Origin of the sequence: Leptolyngbya iicbica LK (assembly GCF_004212215.1) — a bacterium.
Lineage (GTDB): Bacteria > Cyanobacteriota > Cyanobacteriia > Phormidesmidales > Phormidesmidaceae > Halomicronema > Halomicronema iicbica.
In genome coordinates this window covers 120,805-141,445 of sequence record NZ_QVFV01000006.1, presented here as the reverse complement: position 1 = coordinate 141,445, position 20,641 = coordinate 120,805, and the positions used below count along the sequence as shown (strand labels likewise).

Below are 20,641 nucleotides of genomic sequence, written 5' to 3'. Positions count from 1 at the left end.
AAAGTTTGGCAGTGAATTCGTTCGCCATCTTGGGTCACCGACCGATTGTCAAAGCCATCATAAATTTCCCATGCCCTGGACGATGGCTTTATGCATGAGCAGCGTTTCCAGAGTGATGCGCCCGCTTTTGAGGCCTCGTTGGGGCGACATGCCGAGGGCGATCGCACTCGTATGAGACGCATTGCGCTGGAATTGGGGCGACGAGTTGATATAGATGGACGCACTGCGCACCTGACTGGAAAACTGCATGCTCTCTTGATAAGAGTTGGTCACAATGCAGTCAGCATGGCCGCTGCTAAAGCGATTGATCAGGGCGATCGCGGCCGATAAATTAGGCACTCGCGTCATCAACACGGTGCGATCGAGCTGGGCCTCTTGCCACAGTTCTTCGACAGTGGCATCAAGGTCAGATGACAGGGTGGGGCTAGCCACGTCTTTCACTGAGAGTTGACTGTCTTGCAGCAAATGCTCTAATTCCCGTTCGGCGACGGGTGACACCTTTTCATCCACCAAAACTTTTTCGATGCCGTTCACGGGCTCTGGATTCCCCCGATGGCTGGCAATAATTATCTTCGCCACCACCTCAACGGGGGCGGTTGGTGCCCAATACACATAGCAGTTACCAATCGCGGTGCTCAAACTGGGCGAGTTGGCATCGCGCATGACTTGCTGTACCAGACTGGCCCGACCGTAAGGAATGACTAAATCTAGTTCACTGGTTTGCATCAACCAGCGCCGTGCGGCTTCCCCTTCACTTGGTGATAGCGAAACAATGATTTGTTCTGGCAAGTCAACTTGAGCTAAGACACCTTGAAAGACGTCGGCAATGACTTGATTCGTTTGACTGGCCTCATGCCCGCCCTTCAAAATCAAACCGTTGCCGGCCCGCAGGCTCAGGGCAGCGGCGATAATCGCTAATTCAGGAAACGCTTCGTACACCAACGCAATCACCCCCAGGGGTTCGCGCAGCCAGTAAGCATGGTCAGTGGGGGCGATCGCGGGTTGCGGTCGATGTGTGGAAGTGGTCACCGCATCCAGCTGGGCTAAGCGTTCCAAGATGACGATGGCAGTGTTCAACCGCTCTGGCGTGAGTTTGAGCCATTCCACTACGAGCTCAGGCACGGCCATTTCTAGGCTGGCTTCAAGGTCTAGAGTATTGGCTTCTAAGATGTCGTCAGCGGCTTCTCGAAAGGCTTGCGCCGCTGTTTGTAACGCCACGGTGGTTGGCCTAACTTCGAGCGCCTCAGCCGCCTGGCGAATCTGCCGTATAAGCACCGATAGCTCGGCCAGAGACTGAACAGAAGTCATCGCGTTATTCCAGGAATCAAAGAAGTCGTGTTTAGCGGCGACAAGATAGCCAAAAAACCACTAAGAACAATAAAGCAACAGCCGCGACCGTAAGCAATCGTAAAAACATGCCCAAACTGCTGGGCGGCTGCAGAATGGCCAGCAATAAAACGAACATGCCGACGCCAAACAGCATGGTGGCTAGTGGTAAGTAATGGTTACTGAGGGCGGAATGATCTAGGCGCCATTGGTTTCCCGTCCAGTACCAAACCCGCTTGTATGGGTAATGCGTTGAGAGTTGTTCCAACAGGTAGCCGTCATCTTGAATGACGAAAATCTGCTGACATCGGTGACACCCAAAAGCTTCGGTCAGCGCAATGGGCTTGAGCACACCACTTCGCCGACAAGGGCAGGGATACTCCGCTTGTAAGTCAATCTTAAGAGCTTTTTTGGAACGCACAGTGGTAGCCAGCAGAAACAGCTAACTGAGCAAAATGCCCCTGAGACATTAAGTCTCTCACACCATAACCAACCGTATTTGAGAAGGCAAGATGCGGACTCCTGATGAGCCGTTGAAGGCGACTAATACGTGACCAGTAGACCCGCGATCGCCCTCCATACATCGGTGAGTCCGAAGTAGATATTGCCATCTGATCAGCACCTGACTGATGGAGCCGGTCTCAGCACAGCCGAGATAATCCTCACTACCACCTTGAATCCTCCGTGACACCGAACAAGCGTCGTAGGCTACAGAAAGACTTATTAACCCCCTCTGACAAGTTTGGGGCTTCTACGATGAGTGAGCCTTTAGCGCAGACAACAAGGACAGGGTACTAGCCCGCAGGATCAAAGGGCACTTCTAATTCTGGGCCGTTGTCTCCTGGGTCTGGCACCTCGGGCGGATCATCGTTTGGCCCAGCCGGAAACTCCTCTGGCGCGCCAGGGAATTCCTCGGGTGCACCAGGAAACTCTGGAGGCGGTCCGCCGCCCGGTTGCTCTACTGGGGGCACTCCAACCGGTTGCTCTACTGGTGGTACTCCAACCGGTGGCCCGCCTGTGACGACGCCTGGTTCTCGGCTGGGTGGCCCGATTGGCCCCGGCCCACCGACATTAGGAATGACGGGACGAATCACTCCCGCCGGTTGTGAGCTAGGTCCTGTCGGTATCACAACACCCGGCACAGACGCCTGGGGCACCTCTAAGCCTGGTACCGTACGGGGCGGCCAAGTAGACATCAGTGATTGCCTAACAGGATTCTGGACGATGGCAGTATTCTCAAGGCTTTCTAAAGCACTTAGAGGCGTCGCTGCGGTGTCATTGGCAAAGGTCGGTGAGTCGCCCCCATCAGCGGGTAAAAGCCAACTCACCGTCGTCCCTAGCTGCGCATTTAAAGCCACCACACTGGGGTTGAGCAGGTAACTGCCATTGAAATCAGTCTGGGATTGCAGCCCTTCCCAGGTCTCTTGCCGCACCGGATCCGTCGGCAAACCCGTGCCCTCAAAGTTGGGATTATCGAGCTCTAACCCTGATACCAGTGGACTCGTATCGTAAAACAGCTGGAGGTTGAACTCCATTACCTGGATATCGCCATTTTCCACAACCGCTAAATCACCGGCTGACAAGAAGGCCGAGTTGCCATTACTGGCAGTCACTTCCACCGGCCCTTTGGGACTGTTGGTTAAGACCATCACCACCGTTCGTCCTGGGCAAGTCAATTCATTGACCGAAGGTTCAGCCGCGTCACACGCCTGATGAGGAATGTGGCGAACAACCAGAGCAGTCCCTTGAATGCCAGTCACCGCGCTCGGGGTGCGGATATTGCTCGGGCCGCGATCGGGGGGAATGAGAAAGAGGGCAGTCCCATTGGAGAGGCGAAAGTCACGGGTATTGGGCACAAACCAAAAAGTGGCTCGCTCACCGACCCGGGCTAGAGAACCGTCGTTGAAGCGGAGTTCGGCTCTGGCTCCGAGTGCCGTGCGCAAGGCATCACCCACCGCTAACCAATCACTCAGTCGGGCCGGGCGAGCAGTCTGCCCCTCTGGAATAAACTCGACCTGATTATAAAGTGACTCGACGTCGGCACGAGTCAGGGGAACCTGCCCTTGGGCGGGCGATGCGGCGCTCAATATGCCGAGTAAGCCCAATACTAGACTAGGCCAGCCCACTAACTGGAGTGATGACATTCGGAAAAAGCGATTCATAATCACCAGTTCTAGACAACCGAGAGGCGTTCGCGCTACAGAATCAATTTCTGAGCCGAAGACTCTCTTGAACCAGATTCAACTCTTGACTAAGCCCAGACAAACACCCAAAGACAGAGTTTCTATTGATGTCTATCTACAGATGGTGGATACAAAACGGACGGGAACACGAAATCGTCATACTTCTGACGATGAATCACTAAGCAGCCTTGCCAAAACTTTACAAACTGTTATCTAGAACCCGCTAGAAAACGTTCAAGCTTACGTAAGGGTCTCAGTAATTACAACTATAACCTACTCGCGCTTACTCGTTTGTTCACATAGGCTCAGGATATCTTCGTAAAAACTTCACAGTTCTTTAGGGCAAATGCCTTGCGATCGCGGTGGTCTTAAGCTTGAGGATCCAGCATCGTCCACCACTTCTGCATTGGCATGTGATGCCTTTATGGAGCCGCGACAGCATTGTCAGAAAACTCCATGTTTCGTAACAGTCTGGCGGCTTGGGCGGGTCGATGCGGCCTTGCGTGATGGCGCGATCGCTGAGCGTCCAATTTACGTTGGTCAGATAGTGGGGATGCTAGCCTCTCGTCGTCGGGCCGTCCGGTCGATGACTGACGTCGTTAGGGAGTGCCCTCTGTAGGCGGAGGATCGGCGATCGCGGGTGGCGGGTCGGCGGTGGGTGGCTCGGGTGCCGAGGGCTCAGACGGCGGCTCAATGACACCTGCTGGGAGATCGAGGCTTTCTGTATTGGCTTGGCCGGGAGCTGGCAGAGCTTCGTCGGTAGCCGGTGGCACAGGCGAGGCAGGCATTAGCTCATCTTCAACCGTTAAGTCATTGTGTGTGGTCTCTCGAAGGGGGTCGGGATCAGCCATCGTCGGTTCAGACGGACTCGGCACTTCGGGGGCTGCACTGTCAGTCTGCGTCTCTGAAAGGGGGACGTCTGGTGCCGCAGGCTGAGGATTGGCTGGAAACAGCCAGCCACTTTCAGCGGTGCGATCTGCCTCCGGCGATAAAAACCGAGGGTCAAGCCAATATTCACCCGTAAAGGCGGCGGACGCAGCGGCGGGATCGTTGGTGGGTGGGGGCGCAGCGGTGGTCGTGTCGGGGGGCGTCACTGACGCTGGCAAGCCCTGAACTAAGGCACTGGTTTCGTAAAAGAGGTCGCGGTTGAAGGCGAATAGATAGAGGCTGTCACCATCCACGATCGCCATTTGTCCGGTGGTGAGCTCAACGCGGCGAGCGTCGCGCAGACTCACTTGCACCCCCTGGCGTTTAGGGTCTGCCAGCACCATGACAGCAGTTCGCCCTGTATCACTCAGTAGCGTGGCTTCGCTGCCGGGGAGGGCTGCTGGGGCGTCGGCGTCGGGTCCTTGGACGTGTCGTATCACGACTGTCGCCCCTTGGGTTTGGGCAATGGCATTGGGCGTCTCTATCTGAGTGCTGCCCCCATCGGGCGCTAACGAGATCAAGCCAGTGCCTTGGGCCAGCCACAGGTTGCGCGTATTGGGTATGACCCAAAAGGTGGTCAGCTCGCCTAAGCGGATAAATGAACCATCACTGAGTTGTAAATCTGCTTGAGACGCCAAATTGGTTCGAAGGGCATCGCCAAAGCCCAGCCGATCTTGGTCGCGCACGGGCCGCACCAACCCCCCTTGCAGTTGCAACTCGACCCGGTTGCGAAAGGTCTGGACGGTGCCATGGGTGAGGGGTACTTCAGCTTGTGCTAAAACCGGACTGGCAATGGCTGCAAAGACGCCGATGAGACTTGCCAGTCTGGACCATTGGGGGTGATATTGGCGCATGGGCATCTACATTCAGTCTCTACATATTTTAATCTCATCAATTCTGGCACTGTTAACTGGAGTCAATCGTCAGTGAGCTTGTAAGTCGGTGAATCAATGGCAACTCACCGTGTGTTCCCTTTAGGTTGTTGGTATTTGGTGATGAGTTTGAGGGGGGCTACTGTCAGGGCAGACGAGATGGATGATTTATCCTGGCTGAACAGTCGCAATGGCAGGGGGCGATCGCCGGTTTTGGCATAGGCAGCACGTTCTAAATTCAGCAGTTCCCACGATTTTCTTGGTCTTGTGAAGCTACCACTGGTCAGCGATATGGATTGTTTGTTGAGGGCTCAGCGGCTCTATTGGTTGCTTTTAGCGCTGGCGGTGCCGATCGCCCCGGTGCAGGCAAAGTCATTTGACGCTCCTCACAAACAGCTTCTGAAATTGGGGACTGAGAGCGAGGGCAGGCTCGCCGCGCCTGCTAGTGCGTCACGAACCTCCGAGGTATTGGGAGCAGACCCACCAAGCGCCCGCAATCGAGCGATCGCTCAGAGTGCTCTGGCGGATGTCAGCCCTCCGGCCAAATCTCAGAACGACTTTAAGAAAGTCCCTAAAAGTGCGGCTCCCCTGCTGAGTGACTTTCTAGCGGTGCCGGAGGCCGCTCCGGTGCGACCCTCGCGGCATCTCTCACGCACCCAGTCCAGCGTGCGGCCTGGCGCTAAGCCGCTGATGCCGGATGACGCCACAGTCGCCGAGCTACCGAGTGATCCCGAGTTGGGCGTGATCCAGGTGGGCCAGGTTAGCCGTGATGATGAATTAGGCGTCATTCAACTGCGGAGCCCGCTGCAAGATCCGGAGTTAGGCATTTTAGAACTGCGTCAGATCGCGCCCCCGACGCCGCGTAGCCCGCTCGCCTATTTGTCGACGTTTGTGGCTGCGTCGAGTAGTGACAATATCTTTTTGTTCGAAGATCCGATACAAGGACGATTTGGGGACCAACTCGTGCGCCCTGGTATCAGTATCTTGGCGTTTCCCACCTTAGGGCCTGATACGGGGTTGCTATTGTCGGCACGGACGACCCTGTTTCGCTATCAAGAGCAAACGGCCTCGAATTATGACGAGGTGCGGTTTCAAGCGGGCATTCGCCAGCGCTTGTCGGCCAATGCCTATGGCGAGTTGAGTCTGAGTCACCAGCTGCTGTATGAGGAGGGATTTTCCGAGCAGTTTTTTACCAATACCGGGATCGACCTGACCCTTGGCCGCCGCGATCGCTTGACGCCGCAACTGACGCTGGATAGCTACTACCAGGGTCAGATCTTTTTTAGCGATCCTGAACGCTTCAGTAATGTGCTGAACTCAGTCGGGGCGACCTTGAATTATGAAATCAATTCGCAATGGGATACCGGGATTGGCTATCGCCTCACGATTTCCGACTTTACGCAACAGTCACGCCACGAGACGTATCAGCGCCTGACGGGCCAGCTGCGTTATGCCATCACGCCAGAAGTGCGGCTGTCTTTGTTTGGCGGACTGAGCAATGGCCGTTCTTCTGAGAGCCGCATCACTTTTGACGACACGTTTTTTGGGCTGAGCATCAACGCGACGGTGCCAATTTTCTAGCGAGCGGTTGATGCCTCGAATTAGGCGGCGGTGCTGGGGTAGCGCAATCAAGCTCAAGCTGAAAGGTTCACCACTGCATTCAGGAGAACTCCGAAAAAATTACCCATTCGTCGGGTGTCATAAACGCCGTAATGCACCGCAGCTGGGTATTTTTGTTGCTGAAGATCTTCTAAGGAATTGGAATTAAATTAAGTGTGAACAGCCGTCTCGGCTGTTCAAGCGCAGGCAAGATGTCTGCCCGACAAAACTTGGATTTTAAAAATCCTGATTCCTTAGAGTCTGAGAATTGCAAAAACATCGCCGTTCCGGCAGTTTTTTTACAAGTCGCGCAATTTGGCGTTGCGATCGCGGCAACGGTGGTAAAACAGGAGGCATAGTGCCCGCCTTGGTCGATTATGAGTGCTTCATCCCGACGACCTGATCATGATTCCGCTGCTCACTCTGCCGCTGAGGACAGTGCCGCCACGCCGCGATCGCACCGGCCGCCGCCAAAACCTGTCCCTCCGACCCTCGTAGTGGCTCCCATGCTGCCCACTGTGGGGCGACGCTTGCTGGCCTGGAGCTTAGAGATTGCGGTGTTGGCCGGCAGCGTGGTGGGGCCGTTTTATTTGGGCCAGGTGGTGAACCAACGCGCCCAACAACAACCGACCGCAGCCTCCCAAACCGAATTGGCCGCCCCGCTCCAAGCCGTGCAGCAGCAGGGCGCCAAAGCGTTGGGATTGTCGCCGCGATCGCTGCCCACTCAAGTGCCCCCGCTGACGAATTTGTGCTGGTCGGCGGCCCTCGGATTGCCCGTGCTGCTGGCGGCGGGACACATTTATATGGTCGGGCGATCGGGCAGCAGTTGGCCCAAGCGCTGGCTGGGCTTGCAAGTGCTGACCCTAGAGGGACAATCTCCCGGCATCGGTCGGGCGTTCATTCGGGAAGCGGTGGGTAAATGGGGCAGTCCCCTCGCGATCGCCTATGCGGTGTGGCACCTCAGCGGCGCGTTTCCCGTGGTGGGCGTATTGGTGGGGCTCAGCGGTGCGGCTCTCCTCGCCGAGAGTTTGACCGGTTTGGGCAATCGCCCCCGCCGCGCCTGGCATGACTGGTTAGCGGGCACCTGCGTCATTGACGAGCGGACGGGTGCGATGATTCATCTTTCGACCCTGTGGCAGGCCGAGGCCAAAGTGCCGCTGGGGCTGGGTCGTGCTTCCGACTGGTTGCAAACGGTTGGCCCCACCGCCGTTGTCATCAATCCTGATGGGGCACGGTGGCGCGGCAAAGATCTCACCCTGCCGAAGCTGGGCATGGGGCTGGGCCTGCTGTTGACGCTGGGGGGCCTGGCTGGCATCAGCGGCTATTTTTTACTGGGTCGCCCGGCCATTTCTACCACGCCGTCGGCAGATGAGATGTTGTATACCGATCTGGTGTCGACGCTGACCAATCCTGAACTCGATGCTGAAGCCCGGCGTGCCGCAGTGCTCGCCCTCGGCAACCTGCCCGACGATCGCGTCACGCCCTTACTGGTCGACCTGATTGCCCAGACCAACGATCCCCTGTGGCTCGATGCGTTGCAACAAGCCCTCGTAGCCCGAGGGGCGGCGGCATTTCCGGCTTTGCGGCGGCTCAACCAAGGGCTCGCTGCCGACCTGGCTATGCAAAGCGATCCGGCGATGCGACGCACCACTATTATTCGCCTGCAAACAGTCAACCGCATCATTACCAAATTGCTGCTGTTAGAAACTGCGGAACACCCAGAGCCGCTGGACTTTAGTCGGATGAATCTGGGATTTGTCACTGAGGGGCAAGGCGACTTTCAGCTCGTGCTCAAAAACCAATCGCTAGCTCATACCCAGTGGCAAGGGGCGATTTTGTCCGGGGCGCAATTTCAAGGGGCTAAGTTCTACAGTCCCGGGCCCGATAGTTATCCCGACACTTACGACGATCGCACGACCGACTTGAGCGGGGCTGACCTGAGCCACGCCAACCTGGCGGGCGCTGACCTCACTCTGGGGTGCTTGGTGGGCAGTGGCCTTGTGCGGGTGAATTTCAACCAGGCTAATCTCACCCTGGCTAATCTCAGTCGGGCCAATTTAGAACATGCCAGTCTCATTCAAGCCGTGCTCGACCAAGCCACCCTCACGGAAGCGCGACTGTCAAAGGCAGATTTGACGGAAGCTCAATTGTTGGATGCTGACTTGGCGGGGGCGCGACTCGCCGAAGTGAATGCGGCAGGAGCCCAACTCACCGGGGCCAATCTCCAGGGGGTAACGGCGATCGCGGCCCAACTCAATAGTGCCGACCTGAGCCAGACCACCCTGGCGGCTGCCGATTTCACTGGGGCCGCCCTGCAAGATGCCAATCTCCAGGCCACCGACCTCACGGGCACGAGTTTCCGCGATGCCGACCTGCGAGGGGCTTGGCTACAGGGGGCCATCATCGACCAAACCGATTTTGCGGGGGCTATTTTGACGACCCCCAATGCGGCCCCAACTACCGGGGATGGGTTTGTGGCAGCCGCGCCCGAGTTGACGCCCGGTAATCAGTACGCTGGGGTAGACTTTAGCCGGGGGTTAAATTTATCCCCAGAGCAGCTGGCCTTTATTTGTGCCCAAGGGGGTCTCCATCCGGCCTGTGGCTCATTGTCTCCTCCTTAACTGCCATGCAGCGCACCCGCCTCTCTACTCTGGTTTCATCTGCCTCTAACCAATTTGGCCGTTGGGTCTTTAACCCGTGGCGACGGCTGTCACTGGTAATTATTGGCCTGCTGTTTGGCAACTTTTTTGGCATTGCGATTTCTTCGATCGCGGGTCAAGCGGCCAAGCTCGATGTCGTTGTCTCCGCGATTTTGCTGGGCCTGGTGGAGTTGATTAGCTGGCTGGTTTATCGGCGTCCGTCACGCCCCCCAGTCCAGCGCACTAGCCTGACGCTAGAGGTGATGAATGCCCTCAAAATTGGCCTCACTTACAGCCTCTTTGTCGAAGCCTTTAAGCTGGGGAGCTAGCGGCGATCGGGCAAGCCGGAGGTCACCGCTCAGAAATCTCCAGGCTTGAGATGTCGGTTTCTTATCCGGCCCCGCAGCAGTGGTCAATGCCCAGGCTGTCGAGCAGCAGGTCACTCACGGCGTTGGCGATCGCAAACTCGCCATAAAAGCTTTTCGAAAAGTCAAAGGCTTGCATTTCGGTCAACACCGCTAGCACCAGTGAGCCCAGGTCGTTTTCGCCTTCCATGCGCTGGCGCACAAACACTTGCGAGGCCCGCTCAGCAATGTCAGCGTTGACCGCTTCCGGCGGAAACTCAGTGTTGAGCCATTCATGTAGGGTCGCTTTGAGCCACTGTCCTTCCTGTTCAGGGTTTTCAGCAGGGGGCAAAACGATGGGTTCAACGGGTTCAGTCATGGCAATCAAGTAAGCAATTGACCTTGGCAGCAAGTCTGGCGGGCGCACAATGCCGCCGCTCTATGCTCTAGATAATGCCAAATTTTTCCCCATTTGCCCTAGCTTTGTTACGACTCCTTATGGTGCCGTCGGCTCACCGCCTAGCTGGTCAATCAGTCTGAGGGCAGGGTCGATAGGGTATAGAGCAACTGCAAAGGCTCGGCATTGTAGTCCAAAAAGGAAAAGTGATGCCAATAGCGCAGGCGACCATACTTATCCAACACAAACTGGGCTGACAGCGGGGCTCCCAGCGCTTGCCCGGCCCCATATTGCCGAAAGACTTCGCAAAAGGGATCGCACAAGAGCGGTGGCTGCAGGTTGAGATCGGTCTTGACCACCTGGCTTTGGGCTAGCGTCGTACTCGTAATCAAAATGACCTGGGCTCCCGCTGCGGCAAACTTGGCATAGGCCTCGTTCATCGCTACTAAATGGGGAAAGCAGAGGGGGCAGTAGTGCCGTTCGGTAAAGATGCGGGTGAATTCCAGCACCACGGGACGCTCGCCCCAATGTTGTGAGAGGCGGTAGGGCTGGCGGGTGCCCGCTTCGATCAGCGTGAAGTCAGGCGCGCGATCGCCTAACTGAAAACGATTGCCTGCGGGCACGGGAATGAAATTGCGCCAGAATCGTTCATCAATCAGGGCCGATTTGGGGGTGGGGGCATTCGTTAAACCAGTCATGGTGAGGCTACGGGGCGATCGCGATGTAGATAACTCAGCCGCCCTTTACCGTGCCATCAAAGTCGGGACCGGGCAGACCAACGTTCAATCTACATGTTATCGGAGGCGTTGGGGTCGGACTGAGCGATCGCGATCGCTTTCCATCCGTGGATATGCTAACTGTCCGCCTCACCCCCATTGCTGCCAAGACCACTGCCCAGCGCTATGGCAAGAACGGCAACTCTCTCAAGCCGACCATTGCCGCCACGGCATAATTTCGCAGGCAAGTGGCCGCCGGGGCAAATTCGGTCCCGTTTGCGGTTTGGGGCTGGGCGATGCCGAGCTGTGCCATGCGAGCGATCGCCGCTGCCGCTTCATGTCCCCCAATGTCGGTGAAGGTTTGCGGTGTGAGTGGGCTGGTGTCAATCACTGAGGTTAAGGTCACGCCGGGGCCATAGTTCGTGGTGGCCACAAACTGAGCGGCCCGGTCGATGATCGTCATCAGATTCGCGCGGGTCAGTTCGCCCTCAGGTTGAAAGGTTTGGGGCGCTGGGTCACTGTCCATGATGCCGACCTGGGTCACCCACTGAATGGCCGATGCGGCGGGATGGTCTGCGGGTACGTCAGTAAAGGGCGCCGTGGTTAAGCGATCCGGTGGGTTCACGACCCCCGGTGCCGATATCAGGGGGGCGATCGCATTAACGAGCATCGTGGCCACGGTGGCCCGCTGCACTGGATTTTGTGGCTGAAAGTAGCCATCTGCGGGCACGGTCAGCAGCTGATACGGATGCGCTGCCTGGCCGATCTCGGTCTCGAAGCGATCGCCCTCAATATCGCGGAAGCCATTAGCCTCGATGGGGTTGGGCATGTCGGTATACATCAGCTGCACCATGCGCACTGCCGTCGCCACGGTGTAGTCGCGTTGGGCCGGGGCGTCAGGCGCAAAGCGGGTGGGTTGATTCACATCGGGCGGTTCGGCCAAGCCTAGGACGCTGGTCACCTCCATCACCTCCGCCGCCCAGTGATTACTGGGAATATCCACAAAGTTATAAGTGTTGACCATGTCAGTGTTGAAAATCTGGTCCAGGCTGGGACGGCGACCAAAGTCTTGCCAAACGCCATAGGCCAACGCTTGATGCGCCATGACCATCAGCTGAGCCCGACTCACCGGGTCTTCCGGCATGAAGTAGCCCAACGCATTGCCCGCCACCATGCCAATTTGTTTAGCGAGTTGCAGCTTCGGCGCACTCCAGCGATTGGTTGGCACGTCGAGAAAGGGGGGCTGCTCCACCGTTGCGGGCACAACCAAGACTGTCTCATTCACAATGCGCTCCCGCAGCGCATCTAGCAAGATGACGACGGCCTGCTCGCGCGTAATCACACTCTGAGGCCGAAAGGTGCCATCGACAAAGCCCTTGACCAACTGGTATTGATTAGCGGCAATCTCAATCTGGAGCTCATAGCGATTGCCCTCGATATCGGGAAATTCAATTTCCGGCTGAGGATTGGGATCATGCAGGGGATGGTCGGAGGGCGTTGTGACGTCGTCGGGCGCGGAGGGCGTGGGCTCGGCGATCGCGGTTTCGATCATTCTCACCAGGGCCGCCGCCGCAAAATCTCTCTGGACATTGGCGTTGGGGGCAAACTGAGTGCCCTGTTCATTCAGCGGGGTCGCAATGCCGTAGGTGGTCAATTCACGAATGACCGCGGCTCCCCAATGGCCTTGAATATCGGTGTAAGCAATGGCAGGGGCGATCGCGACCACCACTTCGCTTAACGGCGTCGCCGCGCCAGTATTTTTGAGCACCACCACCTGCAACGCTTTGCGAATCATCGCCATCAGGCCCACCCGACTCAGAGCTGCATCGGGGTAGGCGCGATTTTGGGTGTCCCCGGTCAAAATTCCCTGTTGTTTGGCGTACTGAAACTGCCGCACGCTGCGATGGGTGGTAGGCACATCGACAAAGGGAGCTGTGGTGACGGTGTCGGGCAGGGCGATCGCCTGCGGATTCGTCACCATTTGCTGCATCGCTCGGATTAGCAGTGTCACCGCCTGTTCTCGCGTAATGCTTTGGGTTGGCCGAAAGGTGCCGTCTGCATACCCCGCAATCAGGTGATAGGTATTCGCCGCCTTGAGAATTGCGACCTCGTAAGGGTTGCCCGCCATATCGCTAAAAGACCGACTGGCTGTGGTTGTTGTCTGCGGCTCCAGAGGGGGACTCGCGATCGCCATGGGTTCCGCCGCGCCGCCGTTACAGCGCCGTTCGAGATACACAATAATGTCATTCGCCAGCCTGTTGTCAGTGGGGGCAGCATCCCAGGCGGTCGCGAGATTGCTGCCCAGACAAACCACATGGTGCAATTGCTGGTCACTGGTGCGGGTGGTTTCCAACGGCCGCCATTGGGAGCTGCCGCTGCCAACGATGCGGGTAAAGAGCTGCTGGGCCAGGTCCTGGGTATACACCAAGCCCGCAAACTGGGGATCTTGCCGATCAAAAATGATGCGCAACGCCATACAGCGGTCCTGCCGAAAGACACTCACCAACCCCGCTAGCCTGACGGGAAAAATGCCGGTTAAGAATTGCGTCCCGTGCAGATAAAAAGTCGTTTGCCCGTCAGCACTTTGCTGCTGTTTAAGAGGATCGCCCAAAGTCGTCTGCACGACGGCCAACGATTGACCCATCAGCGATGTCGCCACACTGTTCATGACTGTTTTCCGGTTCGGCACACAACAAATGCTGTGAGAGTAGCAAGGAAATTGCCGTTGGGCGACCTGGGTAACATCCCTCACGGATTTCTTAACCAAATGTCGCTCACTGGATGGGACTGATATGAACCCGCCCGCGATCGCCCCCCGACTTTCCGGCAACCAGCCGCTACCATAGCCATCAGATGCTGGCGTCTTTGACCCAGCGCCGTGAGCCGTTCAGCGAGTGGGTATGCAGATTCTTTCCGTCACGCTCAAAAACTTCAAAACCCATCAGGACAAACATTTCACCTTTGCCCCTGGCACCAATGCCATTTGTGGTGAAAACGGCGCGGGCAAAACGAGCATTTTGGAAGCGATCGCCTGGGCACTATTTAACTACATCGGCGACTATGCCAAAGACGACCTGATTCGCAACGGCAGCGGCAGTGCGGAAGTCACGGTGGAGTTCATCTCCAACCAAGATGGGCGTACCTACACCGTGCAGCGCCATACCAATAAGGGCTATACGATTTTTGACCCGCAGCTGAACGAGCGCTTGCCTTACACCCGCATCAAAGACGAAGTGCTGCCGTGGCTGCGGGATCATCTCGGAGTCTCCCCCGGCACCGACCTGGGCGAACTGTTTGCCCGCACGATTGGGGTGCCCCAGGGCACCTTTACCGCTGACTTTTTGCAGTCCGCCGAAAATCGCAAAGCCGTCTTTGACAAGGTGCTCAAGGTCGAGGAGTACAAGACCGTCTACAAAGACCTGAACAGCCTGCGCCGCTTTGCCGAAGCGAAAGTCGCTGCGGTGGATGCGGAAATTGCGGGATATGAGGAGCAACTGGCCGGTTTAGAGGAGTTGCAGGCTCGCCATCAGCAGGTGATTACCGAAATCAGCACCAGCGAGGCGCAGATCAAAACTTTGGAAACGCAACTCGCCACCCTGCAACAGGAGCGCGATGCCCTTAAAGCCCAGACCGACGCCGTGCAAAAGCTGCAAACCGAACGCCAACAGGTCCAGGCTCAACTTGATGGCCAGCAGCAAGCGATCGCCCTCCTCACCCAATCCCTCAACCAGGCCCAAGCCGCCGCTAAAATCTGCGCCGAGACCCGTCCCGCCTATCAGGCCTATCAGACGGCAGAACAGGAATTGCAAGCCCTGACCCAACGTCAAACTGATCGCCAAGCCCGGCAGAAAAAGCAGCAGCAGCTCCAAAAAACTCTGGACACCCGCGCCGCTGACCTCACCCGTCTCAAAGTCCAGCTGGAAGGGTTTGCCACCGCCGCCCAAGAAATTCAGCAGTTAGCCCCCGCTGTTCAAGAGCAAACGCGATTGGAAGCGCAACTCCAGACCCTGCAGCAGCAACAAACAGCGCTGGCGCAAGTGCGGGGAGAACTGCAGGCGAGTGAGAAACAGACCCAGCAGCAAGCCCAGCAAGTTGAGCAACTCCAGCAAGAACTCACGCGCCTGCAAGCCTTGGAAGCGGCCGTCGCGACCTTGCACGAGGTGGAACAGCAGCGCGATCGCCTGCAACAGCAACTCAGCCGTATCGAAGCCGCCCGCCAGTTTGAAACCGAACTACGCCAGTTGGTAGAACGGGGACAGGCTAGTTGCGATCGCCATCAAAGTGAGGCGAATACCGCTCTGGATACGCTTGCCGACTTGCAGCAAAGTATCCCTGTGCTCTCTGTTGATTCGATCACGTCACTCAAATCAGCCCTGGAGTCAGGTGTGACCATCAATCGGGCGATCGTGGCGGATGTCGAAAAGATTTTGGCCGACCTGTCGACTCAGACCGACGCTGACCAGTTGCGATCGCAGCTCCAAGCCGCTAAAAGCCGCCTGACCCAACTGAGCCAACAGCAGGCCACCCTGGCTACCCGGCCTGCCAAGCAACAGCAGCTGACTCGCCTGCAGACCCAGCAACAAACCCTCGCCGAGCATACCCAAACCCTCCAGTCGCAGCTCGCAGCAGGGGATGATCTCGCGACCCAACTCGCCACCCTCCAGACCGCCCTAGCGCAGCTCGAAGATCCCAAAGGTCGCACGGCAGTGTTGTCGCGATCGCTTCAGCAGCAGCCCACCGTCCAAAAGCGCTATGACGAGATGCAGACAGCGCAAACCGGGATCCAAAAACAAATTGACGAGTTGACGGCTGAATTGGCGGAATTTGACGACCTGGATGCAGCGATCGCCACCCACAATCAAGCCAAGCAGGCCCATCAAGCAGGTTATCTTCAATATTTGCAAAATGAAAAGGCCGCTCAAGACGAGTCTCGGTTGACTCAAGACCTCGCCACCGCTCAAACGGCTCTGGTGGCAAAACAGCAGGCTCGTGAACAAGTACAAACGCAGCTTGATCAAGCTCTCGCTGACTTTGATCCCCAACGGGCACAGCAGGTCGATGCCAGCTATCAATCCGTGCGCTCGGAACGCGATCGCTTGGCCGGGAGTCTGCCCAGTCAGCAGCAGCGGCTGCAAGACTATCAGCGGCAAATCGATGCGCTGAAAGCAGTAGCCGACAAACGAGATGCCGCAACCGCAGAACGACAGCAGCGCGATCGCATCAAGCGCTTCATCAACTTTGCTCGCAAAGCCTACAAGGAAGCCGGGCCGCGGATCACCGAGCGTTATGTCCAGCAGATTTCGCGTGAGGGTGATCGCCTCTTCCGCGAGCTGATCAACCGCCCCAACGTTGCCCTCACCTGGACCCGCGATTACGAAATCCTGGTGCAGGAAGGCCCCAACAAGCGTCGGTTTGTGAATTTGTCGGGGGGGGAACAGATGTGTGCGGCGCTGGCGGTGCGGCTCGCTCTGTTAAAAGTGCTGGCCGACATTGACATTGCCTTTTTCGACGAACCGACCACGAATATGGATCGGCCTCGACGCGAGAGTTTAGCCGAAGCGATCGCCCGCATTCGCAGCTTCAATCAGCTTTTTGTCATCAGCCACGACGACACCTTCGAAAAAGTCACCGAAAACGTCATTGTCGTCGAGCGCGAAGCTTAACGGCTGCGATCGCTTCTTTGATGTCCACAGCAGGGCCGACCGATTAACCAATCAGGCTGGCTCATCGCAACAAAAAAGAGGGCACCCAGCGGTGCCCTCTTGCTAGAATCCTATGCTACGAAGCGATCTTCTAAAGGCTGAGGCCTTCTGCGGCCTGCACCCGCTCGACCTGCTTCTTCTTCAGCACCAACATGATTTGTGTCAGCATGACAGCCGCGATGAACGCCATTAAGCCCTTAATGCGACCAGGACTCTGAAGCACAATCTCGGTGTCAGCCTGACCAAAACCGCCCACATTGGGGTCATTAGTCAGCAGACCGCCGGCAGTGATGGCATCACCTTCCGAGACGATTAGTTCAGGGCCAGCAGGCACTGAGATAGTCGTGGTAGCACCACTGTCAGCCGTAACCGTAACGTCATAGCCACCAGCGTCCAACGCAGAGATGGCTGAAATCGTTCCCGCTGCGGTGGATTTGACTGCACCGTTGTTGCTGTTTTGGCCAGTCGGGTAGACTTGGCCGCGACCCCGGTTGCCACCAACATGTACGGCGTATTTACCAAATTTGATGTTCCGATCCTGAGCTGGATCCGGCGACAAGATGGGGAAAACAATTTCCTGATACTGTTCACCCGGTACCGGGCCAACCAGCAGAATATTGTCTTGTTCTTCGGAATAAGGCAAGAAGTAAGTGCTACCAACTTCCTCCTTCATTTCCTCCGGAATCCGATCTGGGGGAGCAAGCTTAAAGCCTTCCGGCAACATGAGGACGGCACCCACATTCAAGCCACCTTTGCTGCCGTCACCCAGCACCTGCTGGGTATCTAAGTCGTAGGGCACCTTAACCACAGCCTTGAAAACTGAGTCAGGCTTGACCGCCTGAGGGACTTCGACATAGGTCGGTTTCTCAGCTAGGTGGCAGTTAGCGCATACGATACGCCCGGTCGCTTCACGGGGCGCTTCATAATTTTCCTGAGCCCAAAACGGATACGCCTGGGCAGACTCTGGCATCACAACCACACCAGAGAGCAAAATAAAAGCTGCTGCGATCGCTACCGATAAGCGCTTAACGGTTTCGGCTCCGAGCCAGGAGCGATCGCGAAGACAACTCTTCAGAATTGGGGTCTTCATCGGGAAATTCGTTATCCAAAACTTGAAAACAACACAGCAAACAAAGTCGATCTGACGCAGCTAGTTAAGCCCACCAAGGCGATTCGCCCGTCCGGAAGTCAGTCTCAGTCCAGTCAGTCAGCGACACCTTATCGTCTTCTGTAATGTCAGCATGGGCAAGCGCCAGAGACAACGGAGCGGGTCCCCGCACCACCTTACCGGTAGCGTCATACTGAGATCCATGACAAGGGCACATAAACTTGTTTTCGCTGGCATTCCAGGGCACAACGCAGCCCAGGTGAGTACAGACAGAATTAATGCCGTACTTTTCCAGATTGCCATCTTCAGTCACCACCAGATAAGTGGGGTCACCCTTGAGGCCCTGAGTCAAGACGCGCGCTTCCGGGCCGTGACTAGCCAAAAACTCGCTCGCCACTACATCTTTGCCCAGGGAATCTTTTGCTAAAGTCCCACCACCAGCGGCTCCACTCGACGGAGGCACAAAGTAACTAATGACGGGATACAACATACCGCCAACTGCTCCAGAGGCCGCACCAAGGGTGAGGAGATTCATAAACTGACGCCGTCCCAGGCTGGGCGTGTCAGACATTCCAGAAGCTTGAGTCATAGTCCTATCAGACAATTTTTATGTTGGGCAACAGACCAAATGATAATCAGGCTAATAACCGCACATCCACAGCTTTAGGGTGCAAAGCGTCAGCATTCGAAGACGCTTACAACCGTGAATATTTCGAAAATCAGCAAGATGAGAACAAGGTCAGATTCTTGCTAAGCATTATTGCATTTTGCCGACGCCAAGGTTGCTGCAAACGGGGATCATTCCCGTCTGATTTCCCAATTTTGTTTGGCTGCATAAATATAGAGACGATCCGTCGCTGTGAGCGATCGCTTGCCGACCGGCTGTCCATAAGCTAGAACCTTTATCTAATAAACCTTCTGGCAACCACCCCTGAAACCAATCAAGACCGCTACTGATGCAGTAGCCAACCAGTCCACCAATGTTACAAAATGTTATCAGTGTTGCGAAGTGTGAACGCCATCCTTGGAGGCATCGCCTATGACCGGTTCAGAGTTGCATGAACTCATTATCTCTAAATGGGGATACTCCTTTGATGTGCAGTTTCGACGGCTGCAAGACCAAATTTTTTTGCAAGTGATGTGGCGATATTTGGAGCAAGTGTCATTTCCGCTGACGGAAGCAGAGTACCTGGCTCACTTAAATGAGGTAGCGACCTATTTGGTGGGATGGGGGCAAGCCGATCATATTCGTCAGGCGATTAACGATACGCGCGATCGGCCCCGCCTTGGTAAAGCTGTCAGTATTCCCTTGAACTTAGGTGAACGAAGTTCAGAATGGTTGCTTGACTTTAATTAGTGCCAGGTTAGTGTCGTTTGATACGTCCTGATCAGGGACATTGATGAGTGTGCGAAAAAACTGAACATCCTGCAATAATCCTTGATGAAGCCAGGGATGCTTCACCCTGCTACCAATGTCTGGCAATACAATTTGCAATTTTTGAAGCGGGTGAGCTTTACCGTTAACAAACGCAACGATTGAGTCTTTGGGGACGTTAGCTTTGATGCCTGAGAAGTGCGAGGGATTACTTAGTGGAGATTTGAGTTGGTGATGTTAGCATGACCATGATGATTTGGGAATTTGGGGGTTTGCTGTGATCCGTTCTGCCACGCTGCCGCTTCAGACGACGCTGCCATCCCTAAACGATAACAGCCGCCTTAAGCTGTTTTCAGGTTCGGCCAATGTCAACCTGTCCAGAGAGGTTGCTCGTTATCTAGGAATTGATTTGGGGCCAATGGTTCGCAAGCGCTTTGCTGACGGCGAACTGTACGTGCAAATTCAAGAGTCAATTCGGGGATGTGACGTTTATCTGGTACAGCCGACTTGTTACCCGGTAAATGACCACTTAATGGAACTGCTCATTATGGTTGATGCCTGCCGGCGGGCGTCAGCGCGGCAAATCACCGCAGTCATTCCATATTATGGATACGCCCGGGCCGATCGCAAAACCGCTGGACGAGAGTCTATTACGGCCAAGTTAGTTGCCAACTTGATTACCAAGGCCGGGGCTAGTCGGGTACTGGCGATGGATCTGCACTCCGCTCAGATTCAAGGCTACTTTGATATTCCTTGCGATCACGTTTATGGCTCCCCTACCATCATTGATTACATTGCGAGTAAGCAAATCGATGACCTGGTTATTGTCTCCCCTGATGTGGGTGGCGTAGCCCGTGCTAGAGCCTTTGCAAAAAAGCTCAATGATGCGCCGTTGGCCATTATCGACAAGCGACGTCAAGCCCACAATGTCGCCGAAGTGATGAATTTGATCGGCGATGTGAAAGGGAAAACAGCTGTGCTTGTGGATGACATGATTGATACCGCTGGCACCATCTGTGAGGGTGGTCGTCTGCTGCGGCGGGAAGGTGCGGAGCAAGTCTACGCCTGCGCAACCCATGCGGTCTTTTCACCGCCTGCATCTGAGCGGCTAGCCAGCGGCATTTTTGAAGAGGTGATTGTGACCAATACCATTCCCCTGCCCGATGAGCGCAAGTTTGAACAACTGACGACCCTCTCTGTTGCCAGTCTCTTGGGGGAAGCGATTTGGCGGATTCATGAAGAGAGCTCGGTTAGCAGTATGTTCCGTTAACACTTACTACCCCGCGCTCATACGCTATGTGCCAAAGAAAGAGGTCGATGATGGACATTCCATCATCGACCTCTTTCGTGTTCTGGGCTACTGGTATAGCAATCCGCAGTCAGGTGCCGAGAGCCCAAAAGTTTAAAGTATGGGCATTGAATCGAAGTGTGGACAGCCGTCTCGGCTGTCCTG

General features: G+C 56.0%; 16 protein-coding genes. 7 read left to right on the top strand and 9 right to left on the bottom strand.

What is annotated here, in order from left to right:
- Positions 1–57 precede the first annotated feature (57 nt).
- The 4 genes from DYY88_RS19300 to DYY88_RS19285 all read right to left on the bottom strand — a co-directional run bounded on the left by DYY88_RS19300 (position 58) and on the right by DYY88_RS19285 (position 5,296).
- Positions 58–1,308 carry an aldehyde dehydrogenase family protein gene (locus DYY88_RS19300; RefSeq protein ID WP_039725487.1) on the bottom strand — a complete coding sequence of 417 codons (1,251 nt, stop codon included), beginning with the start codon at positions 1,306–1,308 and terminating at the stop codon, positions 58–60.
- A gap of 31 nt (positions 1,309–1,339) precedes the next feature.
- Positions 1,340–1,747, bottom strand: a complete 408-nt coding sequence (locus DYY88_RS19295) for a hypothetical protein (RefSeq protein ID WP_039725486.1) — start codon at positions 1,745–1,747, stop codon at positions 1,340–1,342.
- A 373-nt stretch (positions 1,748–2,120) separates the two neighbouring features.
- Positions 2,121–3,488, bottom strand: coding sequence for a FecR domain-containing protein (locus DYY88_RS19290; RefSeq protein WP_084606960.1), 1,368 nt, complete (start codon positions 3,486–3,488; stop codon positions 2,121–2,123).
- Positions 3,489–4,108: 620 nt separating this feature from the next.
- Positions 4,109–5,296, bottom strand: coding sequence for a FecR domain-containing protein (locus DYY88_RS19285; protein WP_039725485.1), 1,188 nt, complete (start codon positions 5,294–5,296; stop codon positions 4,109–4,111).
- A gap of 279 nt (positions 5,297–5,575) precedes the next feature.
- Here DYY88_RS19285 and DYY88_RS19280 point away from each other — a divergent pair, with 279 nt between their 5' ends.
- From DYY88_RS19280 to DYY88_RS19270, 3 genes are all read left to right on the top strand, one after another.
- Positions 5,576–6,889 (top strand): hypothetical protein, encoded by a 1,314-nt coding sequence (locus DYY88_RS19280; protein ID WP_130199528.1) that lies wholly within the window; start codon positions 5,576–5,578, stop codon positions 6,887–6,889.
- 395 nt (positions 6,890–7,284) lie between these two features.
- The gene (locus DYY88_RS19275; RefSeq protein WP_084606959.1) at positions 7,285–9,528 is read left to right on the top strand and encodes a pentapeptide repeat-containing protein; all 2,244 of its coding nucleotides are present in this window, start codon (positions 7,285–7,287) and stop codon (positions 9,526–9,528) included.
- A 5-nt stretch (positions 9,529–9,533) separates the two neighbouring features.
- Positions 9,534–9,875: a DUF565 domain-containing protein gene (locus DYY88_RS19270; protein ID WP_039725482.1), complete on the top strand. Its 342-nt coding sequence runs from the start codon at positions 9,534–9,536 to the stop codon at positions 9,873–9,875.
- 61 nt (positions 9,876–9,936) lie between these two features.
- Here the strand turns inward: DYY88_RS19270 and DYY88_RS19265 are convergent, their stop codons facing one another.
- Together DYY88_RS19265 and DYY88_RS19260 are read right to left on the bottom strand one after the other, a co-directional pair.
- On the bottom strand, positions 9,937–10,269 hold the full coding sequence (locus DYY88_RS19265; RefSeq protein WP_039725481.1) for a DUF8822 family protein: 333 nt from the start codon (positions 10,267–10,269) through the stop codon (positions 9,937–9,939).
- Positions 10,270–10,421: 152 nt separating this feature from the next.
- On the bottom strand, positions 10,422–10,985 hold the full coding sequence (locus DYY88_RS19260; RefSeq protein WP_039725480.1) for a redoxin domain-containing protein: 564 nt from the start codon (positions 10,983–10,985) through the stop codon (positions 10,422–10,424).
- Between the two features lie 50 nt (positions 10,986–11,035).
- Between DYY88_RS19260 and DYY88_RS24545 the strand changes: the two genes are divergently transcribed.
- Positions 11,036–11,239 carry a hypothetical protein gene (locus DYY88_RS24545; RefSeq protein ID WP_130199527.1) on the top strand — a complete coding sequence of 68 codons (204 nt, stop codon included), beginning with the start codon at positions 11,036–11,038 and terminating at the stop codon, positions 11,237–11,239.
- On the opposite strand, the gene DYY88_RS19250 is transcribed toward DYY88_RS24545, so the two are convergent.
- Complete coding sequence (locus tag DYY88_RS19250; protein ID WP_039725479.1) at positions 11,188–13,671, bottom strand: S-layer homology domain-containing protein; 2,484 nt, start codon at positions 13,669–13,671, stop codon at positions 11,188–11,190. The genes DYY88_RS24545 and DYY88_RS19250 overlap by 52 nt on opposite strands.
- 232 nt (positions 13,672–13,903) lie before the next feature.
- Between DYY88_RS19250 and DYY88_RS19245 the strand changes: the two genes are divergently transcribed.
- Complete coding sequence (locus DYY88_RS19245; RefSeq protein WP_039725478.1) at positions 13,904–16,666, top strand: AAA family ATPase; 2,763 nt, start codon at positions 13,904–13,906, stop codon at positions 16,664–16,666.
- A 130-nt stretch (positions 16,667–16,796) separates the two neighbouring features.
- On the opposite strand, the gene petA is transcribed toward DYY88_RS19245, so the two are convergent.
- Together petA and petC are read right to left on the bottom strand one after the other, a co-directional pair.
- Entirely contained in the window at positions 16,797–17,795 is a 999-nt protein-coding gene (gene petA / locus DYY88_RS19240) for a cytochrome f (protein ID WP_039725477.1), read from the bottom strand.
- Positions 17,796–17,859: 64 nt separating this feature from the next.
- The gene (gene petC, locus DYY88_RS19235; protein WP_039725476.1) at positions 17,860–18,402 is read right to left on the bottom strand and encodes a cytochrome b6-f complex iron-sulfur subunit; all 543 of its coding nucleotides are present in this window, start codon (positions 18,400–18,402) and stop codon (positions 17,860–17,862) included.
- A 450-nt stretch (positions 18,403–18,852) separates the two neighbouring features.
- Here petC and DYY88_RS19230 point away from each other — a divergent pair, with 450 nt between their 5' ends.
- Together DYY88_RS19230 and DYY88_RS19225 are read left to right on the top strand one after the other, a co-directional pair.
- A complete protein-coding gene (locus DYY88_RS19230; RefSeq protein ID WP_039725475.1) occupies positions 18,853–19,170 on the top strand; it encodes a DUF3067 family protein in 318 nt (105 codons plus the stop codon).
- A 295-nt stretch (positions 19,171–19,465) separates the two neighbouring features.
- Positions 19,466–20,458: a ribose-phosphate pyrophosphokinase gene (locus DYY88_RS19225; RefSeq protein WP_044151451.1), complete on the top strand. Its 993-nt coding sequence runs from the start codon at positions 19,466–19,468 to the stop codon at positions 20,456–20,458.
- The last annotated feature ends 183 nt before the right edge of the window (positions 20,459–20,641 follow it).

Excerpts from the sequence above, each read along its gene's own strand:
- DYY88_RS19300 (WP_039725487.1), bottom strand. The coding sequence starts at position 1,308 with ATGACTTCTGTTCAGTCTCTGGCCGAGCTATCGGTGCTTATACGGCAG.
- DYY88_RS19290 (WP_084606960.1), bottom strand. The coding sequence starts at position 3,488 with ATGAATCGCTTTTTCCGAATGTCATCACTCCAGTTAGTGGGCTGGCCT.
- DYY88_RS19285 (WP_039725485.1), bottom strand. The coding sequence starts at position 5,296 with ATGCCCATGCGCCAATATCACCCCCAATGGTCCAGACTGGCAAGTCTC.
- DYY88_RS19275 (WP_084606959.1), top strand. The coding sequence starts at position 7,285 with ATGAGTGCTTCATCCCGACGACCTGATCATGATTCCGCTGCTCACTCT.
- DYY88_RS19270 (WP_039725482.1), top strand. The coding sequence starts at position 9,534 with ATGCAGCGCACCCGCCTCTCTACTCTGGTTTCATCTGCCTCTAACCAA.
- DYY88_RS19265 (WP_039725481.1), bottom strand. The coding sequence starts at position 10,269 with ATGACTGAACCCGTTGAACCCATCGTTTTGCCCCCTGCTGAAAACCCT.
- DYY88_RS19260 (WP_039725480.1), bottom strand. The coding sequence starts at position 10,985 with ATGACTGGTTTAACGAATGCCCCCACCCCCAAATCGGCCCTGATTGAT.
- DYY88_RS19250 (WP_039725479.1), bottom strand. The coding sequence starts at position 13,671 with ATGAACAGTGTGGCGACATCGCTGATGGGTCAATCGTTGGCCGTCGTG.
- DYY88_RS19245 (WP_039725478.1), top strand. The coding sequence starts at position 13,904 with ATGCAGATTCTTTCCGTCACGCTCAAAAACTTCAAAACCCATCAGGAC.
- petA (WP_039725477.1), bottom strand. The coding sequence starts at position 17,795 with ATGAAGACCCCAATTCTGAAGAGTTGTCTTCGCGATCGCTCCTGGCTC.
- petC (WP_039725476.1), bottom strand. The coding sequence starts at position 18,402 with ATGACTCAAGCTTCTGGAATGTCTGACACGCCCAGCCTGGGACGGCGT.
- DYY88_RS19230 (WP_039725475.1), top strand. The coding sequence starts at position 18,853 with ATGACCGGTTCAGAGTTGCATGAACTCATTATCTCTAAATGGGGATAC.